This window comes from Pseudomonas mosselii (assembly GCF_003205295.1).
In the GTDB taxonomy this organism is placed as follows: Bacteria; Pseudomonadota; Gammaproteobacteria; order Pseudomonadales; family Pseudomonadaceae; genus Aquipseudomonas; species Aquipseudomonas mosselii_B.
The window spans coordinates 1-6,678 of sequence record NZ_QJRP01000066.1 but is presented as its reverse complement, the minus strand read 5'-3'; the positions used below and the strand labels follow the sequence as shown (position 1 = coordinate 6,678).

6 protein-coding genes are annotated in these 6,678 nt (G+C 62.4%); 2 read left to right on the top strand and 4 right to left on the bottom strand.

What is annotated here, in order from left to right:
• Together DMX06_RS26435 and DMX06_RS26220 are read left to right on the top strand one after the other, a co-directional pair.
• Nucleotides 1-2,345 (top strand): RHS repeat domain-containing protein (locus DMX06_RS26435; RefSeq protein ID WP_375538121.1); only part of this gene is annotated, 2,345 nt, incomplete at its 5' end.
• 5 nt (nt 2,346-2,350) lie between these two features.
• Nucleotides 2,351-2,842 (top strand): hypothetical protein, encoded by a 492-nt coding sequence (locus DMX06_RS26220; RefSeq protein WP_146232245.1) that lies wholly within the window; start codon nt 2,351-2,353, stop codon nt 2,840-2,842.
• Nucleotides 2,843-2,943: 101 nt separating this feature from the next.
• On the opposite strand, the gene DMX06_RS25860 is transcribed toward DMX06_RS26220, so the two are convergent.
• The 4 genes from DMX06_RS25860 to DMX06_RS25845 all read right to left on the bottom strand — a co-directional run.
• Nucleotides 2,944-3,354, bottom strand: a complete 411-nt coding sequence (locus DMX06_RS25860; RefSeq protein WP_110739965.1) for a PA2817 family protein — start codon at nt 3,352-3,354, stop codon at nt 2,944-2,946.
• 175 nt (nt 3,355-3,529) lie between these two features.
• Complete coding sequence (locus DMX06_RS25855; RefSeq protein ID WP_110739964.1) at nt 3,530-5,977, bottom strand: acyl-CoA dehydrogenase; 2,448 nt, start codon at nt 5,975-5,977, stop codon at nt 3,530-3,532.
• Nucleotides 5,978-6,233: 256 nt separating this feature from the next.
• Nucleotides 6,234-6,476 (bottom strand): DUF3077 domain-containing protein, encoded by a 243-nt coding sequence (locus DMX06_RS25850; RefSeq protein WP_110739963.1) that lies wholly within the window; start codon nt 6,474-6,476, stop codon nt 6,234-6,236.
• Nucleotides 6,473-6,678: hypothetical protein (locus tag DMX06_RS25845; RefSeq protein WP_110739962.1), on the bottom strand; the 206-nt coding region annotated here is incomplete at its 5' end. The genes DMX06_RS25850 and DMX06_RS25845, both read right to left, overlap by 4 nt.

Here is a 6,678-nt window from a genome sequence, read left to right as displayed (position 1 = left end):
CACCGGCGGAGCTCCCTGCGCATGTCAAGGCGCTTCAAGGCAGAGTCACGCCCCTGCGCCGCACGCTGCTCGCCAACGAGCCGGTCCTGACGACCTTCCAGACCGTGACCGGGTGGGACCACAAGGAGGGCGGCAGCCCGGAAGAGTCGCGACAGAAGACCCTGACCCTGACCCATTCGCTGCTCACCGGCGAGCCGGTGCTCAACGCCGACGACAACGATGTGCAGATCCACTACGAGTACGATCAGTTGCGCCGGGTAACGGCCGAAACCGTGGCGCCTGACGATGACGTCTACAAGGCGACACGCCATTACACCTACACCCTGTGCAGCAAACCCGGCGAGCAGGCGCAGCAGACCAGGGTCGATGTCAATGAGGTCACCACCCGTACCACGCTTGACGGCCTCAATCGTGTGGTGAAAGAAGAGCGTCAGGACAAGGACTTTGACGCTGGCAACTACCGTTTGCTGTACACCGCCGTCTACAACACGCTTGGGCAATTGACAGAGCAGACCGAATACGACTGGCATGAAAAGACACTGGTGCCACTGAAATCGACCTTCGAATACGACACCTGGGGCCAGCAGCGCGCGGTGACGGGGCCCGACAACGTCAAGGTGATCGAAGAGAACGATCCGGTTGGCACCTCCGAGAGCAAGGGCAAGCGGGTGTTGAGCTGGCGAGAGGAAGGCTCGGGAACGAATCCGAAGAAGACTGGCGTTACCGAGATTTGGTTCAATCGGTTCAACGAGCAGGCTCAGATTGAGCGGCGCGATCTGCGCAATCGTCGGCTCAGTCTGCAGGTCAATGGCCATGATGGCCTCGGTCGGCTGGTTAAGCAGGACGTGGGTGATACGGTCAAGCGGACCACGGGTTTTGCCTATGACCCCTTCAACCGCAACGTAAAAACGCAATTGCCTGATGGCGCCCTCGTGCTGCGCACCTATGCGCAGCACAGCGATGAAGACCTGCCGATCAGTATCGCCGTGCAGGAATCCGCCGTGACCGAGGCGAAGGAGCTGGGTACCCAGGGCTTCGATGGCTTGGGCAGGATGGCCGTGTCCACAACCGGAGGTCGGGAGCAGGCGTATGCCTATGATGCCGGTGTACGCAAACCCAAGACCGTGAAGACGCCAGAAGGCGAGATTCACTACACCTATGAGCTCAAGCTCAGCGAGAACCCCGAATCGCGCGTGCTGGGCGCCACTGCTGACGAGCTTGCGGTGGTCTACGACTACGACAAGAAGAATGCACGCCTGAACGGCTGGACCATGCCCGCGCAAAGTGATCGCCCCTGGCAGAAACTCAAGCGCGAGTACTACCAGACCGGCCAGATCAAAAGTGAGACCTGGACTCAGCACGCGAGTGGCGATGAAGGTGCTCCGCCGATCAGCGAGCCGCAAGCGCAGCACTATGTCTATAGCCACCGAGGGCGCTTGCTCAGCTACACCGATGTCCTGGGGCAAGTCCAGACTAACGATTACTACCCTACCGGGCAGTTGAAAAAGACCACGCTGAAGGACAAGGCCGGCACGGTGTTGCTGGAAACCGACTTTACCTACTACGAGCTTGGGCAACTCAAGTCGCACACCACGCATGACCGAGAGTCTGGCCAGTCACTGGCCACCGAGTTGACGTACGACGAGTTCGATCGTGAGATCGAGCGCAGGTTCACGGCTGGGTCGATGGTTCAGACGCTGACACAAACCTACGATGACGTGGACGCAATGAAGAAGCGTACGTTGTCCGAGGGGGGCGTGAACCTGCGGGTCGAGGATTATGAGTACGACAAGCGCCAGCGCCTGGAGAAATATACCTTCACCGGCCGTAATGTTGACAATGATCCCTACCAGCCACAAGACCCTTATGGCAACTACATTACCGGGCAGCAGTTCACCTTCGATGCCTTGGACAATATCACTGAGGTGGTGACTGCGTTTGTCGGTGGTTCGAATACGGCGACCTATCATTTCGAGGGCAAGGACCCGGCGCAGTTGAGCAGGATCACCAATAAAGCCACAGGCTCGACGGCGCGCACGTTGAACGGCTACCCGGAAGAAATTGTTCTGGAGTATGACGAAAATGGCAACCTGGTTGTCGATGAGCAGGGTCGTGCGCTCAAGTACAACGCGCTCAATCAGTTGTTGTCCGTGAGCGAGGGTGGAGAAGCGATTGTCTCGTATGTCTATAACCCGCAAAATATTTTGGTGGCCACGGATAAAGAACAGCGCTTCTATCTGGGTGATGAATTGACCGCACTCAAGACCGAGGATGGCGGAACGCGTATCAGTACTTCACCGGCAGGGCCGCTGGCCGAAACCACCGTGTCGCAGGAACAGGAGTGACAGCGATGAAATACATGGCATACGGTGTGGCAGCACTGTTGAGCATGGCGCTGGCAGTTTCGTCATATGCTCAGGTGCCGCCGAAAGCATCCGTCAGTAGTGGGGCCGAAAGCGTAGGTACCGTCGTAATTTACGATAGGCAACAAGCTAGGTCTTGTTCGCTCCAGCCTGTAGCGGGAGCGAACAAAGAGTTCAAGTTTGGTTCTGGTACTACCTGTCCAGCACTACCAAATGATGAGGCCTACTTTTTTAGATTTGACGGTGTGCCCTCCGCGGTGCTAGTCACTTTTTACGACTCTGGCGAATGTAAGGATGATGGTAATTTCGCCTTCCAGGTGCGCACAACGCAAAACCCAACGACTATTGATATAACAAGCCTCAGTGATGTACACGGGAAGCCAGACGGGGAGATTTTTGCCCCCGGGGCTAAATTGATGTGGAAGAAAGGGACAGGGCAAGTGGATGGTAAGCTGTCCTGCGTGAGAATAGAGTACTGACGATGCGATCATCGTTGAGCGGCTGAGGAAAAAAGCAGGAGACGATGAGTGACAAGCCAGATGCCCATGGCACATCACGTGATGCCATGGGCATTTTGCCGTCAGTGAGATGCACCGCTGTTTGCGCTCTGGGCTCGCTGCTTTTCCAGGTGCCATTCGAAGACTTCACCTTTTTGCTCAGCAAGGTAACGACGTTCTTCCAGTTCCTGGTACAAGGCCAGCTCTTCATCCGGCATGAAATGCAGACAGTCACCGCCGAAGAACCACAACAGGTCACGTGGCACCAGGTGGGCGATCTGTGGGTAGCGCTGGATCACCTGGCAGATCAGGTCCTGGCCCAGGTACTGGCTTTGCAGCGGGTCCTGGGGCAGCAGGGTGAGCAGTTCGTCGAAGCGCTCGAGGAACAGGGCGTGGCTTTCCTCCGGGACCTGTTCGGCTTCACCCAGCGCGGCCAGGATGGTGCGCAGGTGGTGGAGCAGTTGCAGGTGGTATTCCAGGTGGGGGTTGGCCATGGCGGCGGTCCTCGGGGTGGTTGAAACGGGGGGGCGGAGTATACGCCGGTTTTGCATAGGCTGGCAGCGTAGCTGCCTGTACTGGCGCTATCGCGGGGCAAGCCCGCTCCCAGGCAAGGCACACGTTAAACGCCTTGTGGGAGTGGGCTAGCCCCGCGATGCGGTTGACCAATGCTCAGCGCACTTTACCAGCCTCGGGCAACAGCACTTCCTTGTCGAACGCATCCACATCGATCACCACCCGCCGTGCCTGCTCGGCCTGATGCAGGCGCTGGCCTTCCTCCGCCTGCAACACGCCCGCTTCGATGGCGGCGTCGATCACCGACTGCCCCGGTGCCGCCTGCACCTTGCCTTCCTTGATGGCCTGATGCAGCGCCTTGTGCAGCGGGGCGGCATCGTCCAGCAGGTCGCAGGCCGTCTGCAGCGCGGCCACCGGGTCGCCCTCGGCCTGGGGCCTGAAGCACCCCGACAGCAGCTCTTCCAGCGCTGGGTCGCCCTTGCGTCGGCCGATCAGCGCCGCTACCTCGGCATCCAGCTCATCACTGGGCCCGGTATGCCGGCGGCCGAACGGGAACACCAGCACCCGCAGGGCGCAGCCCAGGAAGCGGTTGGGGAAGTTGTCGAGCAGTGCATCCAGTGCTTTCTCGGCCTGCCCCAGGCTTTCCTCCAGCGCCCAGCGCAGCAGTGGGCGCAGGTGCTCGGGCGAGCCCAGGTCGTGGTAGCGCTTGAGCGCGGCGCTGGACAGGTACAGGTAGCTGAGCACATCGCCCAGGCGGGCGCTCAGGCGTTCGCGGCGCTTGAGTGCGCCGCCCAGCAGCATCATCGACAGGTCGGCCAGCAGGGCGAACGCCGCCGCCTGGCGGTTGAGGGCGCGGAAGTAGCCCTGGCTCAGGGCATCGCCCGGAACCTTCTCGAAATGCCCCAGGCCCAGGCCCAGCACCAGGGTGCTGGCGGCGTTGCCGGCGGCGAACAGGATGTGCTGCAGCAGCAGGTCGTCGAACTCGTTCAGCGCCTGGTCGTGGTCCTCGCGCCCGGCCAGGGCCATTTCCCTGAGCACGAACGGGTGGCAGCGGATTGCGCCCTGGCCGAAGATCATCAGGTTGCGCGACAGGATGTTGGCCCCCTCGACGGTGATGAAGATCGGCGCGCCTTGCCAGTTGCGGCCCAGGTAGTTGTTTGGGCCCATGATGATGCCCTTGCCGCCGTGCACGTCCATGGCGTGCTGGATGCACTCGCGGCCGCGCTCGGTGAGGTGGTACTTGAGGATCGCCGACAGCACCGAGGGCTTTTCGCCCAGGTCCACGGCCTTGGCGGTGAGCAGGCGGGCGCTGTCCATCAGCCAGGCGTTGCCGCCGATGCGCGCCAGGGATTCCTGGATGCCTTCGAAGGCGGCCAGCGGCACGTTGAACTGTTCGCGTACCCGGGCGTACTGGCCGGTGACGAGGCTTGTGTACTTGGCCGCGCCCGTGCCGACCGCCGGCAGGGAGATCGAGCGGCCCACCGACAGGCAGTTCATCAGCATCATCCAGCCCTTGCCGAGCATGGCCTGGCCACCGATCAGGCAGTCCAGCGGCACGAATACATCCTTGCCGCTGTTGGGGCCGTTCATGAACGCGGCCCCCAGCGGCAGGTGGCGCTGGCCGATTTCCACGCCGGGGAGGTCGGTGGGGATCAGCGCCAGGCTGATGCCCAGTTCGGTCTGCTCGCCCAGCAGGTGGTCGGGGTCGTAGGCCTTGAAGGCCAGGCCCAGCAGGGTGGCGACCGGGCCGAGGGTGATGTAGCGCTTTTCCCAGTTCAGGCGCAGGCCGATGACCTCTTCACCCTGCCACTGGCCTTTGCAGATGACGCCGGTGTCGGGCATGGCCCCGGCGTCGGAGCCGGCCAGGGGGCCGGTGAGGGCGAAGCAGGGGATGTCGTCGCCACGGGCCAGGCGCGGCAGGTAGTGGCTGCGTTGCTCATCAGTGCCGTAATGCAGCAGCAGTTCGGCCGGGCCCAGCGAGTTGGGCACCATCACCGTGGAGGCCAGGTCGCCGCTGCGGGTGGCCAGTTTCATCGCCACCTGGGAGTGGGCGTAGGCCGAGAAGCCCTTGCCGCCGTATTCCTTGGGGATGATCAGGGCGAAGAAGCCGTGCTGCTTGATGAAGTCCCAGGCTTGCGGCGGCAGGTCGAGGTCCTGGCCGATCTGCCAGTCGCTGACCATGGCGCACAGTTGCTCGGTGGGGCCGTCGATGAAGGCCTGTTCTTCCTCGCTGAGCCTGGGCGCGTCGTAGTCGAGCAGGGTGTTCCAGTCGGGGCGGCCGCTGAACAGGTGGCCGTCCCACCACACGGTGCCGGCGTCGATGGCTTCGCGCTCGGTCTGCGACATCGGCGGCAGGGTTCGCTGGAACCAGCTGAACATCGGCGCGGTGAACAGTTTGCGGCGCATTTCTGGCAGGACGAAGAAGGCGGTCTTGAGGGCGATCACCACCCAGATCAGCGTCAGCAGCCAGCCCGGCGCCGTGCTGAACAGGCCCATGAGCAGGGTGTAGGCGGCGATTGCCGCGAGGATCTGCAACGGCGCCAGGCGCCGATGCAGGAGATACGCGGCGCCTAGCACCAGGACCAGCAACCACAACAGCAGCATGATTCTTCCTCCTTGGAAGCGGGGGGCGGGGGCGATCCACAGAGCTTAGACGTGTTGGGGTGGATGGCCTGCTTAGGAAGTGACAGGGTGGGGCGCTGGGAGTTCGGTCGGTGACTGTCGATGGAACCCGGGGCTGCTGCGCAGCCCTTTCGCGACACAAGGCCGCTCCCACAGGGACCGCACCATGGCAGAACTGGCACATATCCTGTGGGCGCGGCCTTGTGTCGCGAAAGGGCCGCAAAGCGGCCCCCAGGATTCATGAGATCTTCCGGTTCAACCCCACCTCCATGTCATCGATCAGCGCCTTGGCCATGGCGCTGAGGATCCGCGCCGAGCTGCCGGCCAGCAGGTCGCCTTCCATCTCCGCTTCGCAGGTCAGATGGCGGATGCAGCCGAGCAGCACCGACAACTCGCTGAAGGCGTCTTCGAACGTAACGCCCGGCTCGACCTTGAACAGGTCCAGGCAGGTGGTGCGGCCTGCGGTATGCCCGCGGGTCATGGCTGCACCTGCGGCTTGTGCTCGAGCAGGGCGCAGGCCAGCTGACCGAGGTAGTCGCTGGCGGTGAACAGGCGGTCCTGGGCTTCGCCGGGCTCGGTCTTGAAATAGATGTCGAGGACGTCGGAGATGGCGGTGGCGACTTCGACGGCGGCGGCCATGGCGTCGTCGCGGGGGAGGGTGGGGCGGATGGTGAGGAAGTGGG

What these genes read in the sequence shown, in the direction of transcription:
- DMX06_RS26220 (WP_146232245.1), top strand. Translation starts at nt 2,351, where the DNA reads ATGAAATACATGGCATACGGTGTGGCAGCACTGTTGAGCATGGCGCTG.
- DMX06_RS25860 (WP_110739965.1), bottom strand. Translation starts at nt 3,354, where the DNA reads ATGGCCAACCCCCACCTGGAATACCACCTGCAACTGCTCCACCACCTG.
- DMX06_RS25855 (WP_110739964.1), bottom strand. Translation starts at nt 5,977, where the DNA reads ATGCTGCTGTTGTGGTTGCTGGTCCTGGTGCTAGGCGCCGCGTATCTC.
- DMX06_RS25850 (WP_110739963.1), bottom strand. Translation starts at nt 6,476, where the DNA reads ATGACCCGCGGGCATACCGCAGGCCGCACCACCTGCCTGGACCTGTTC.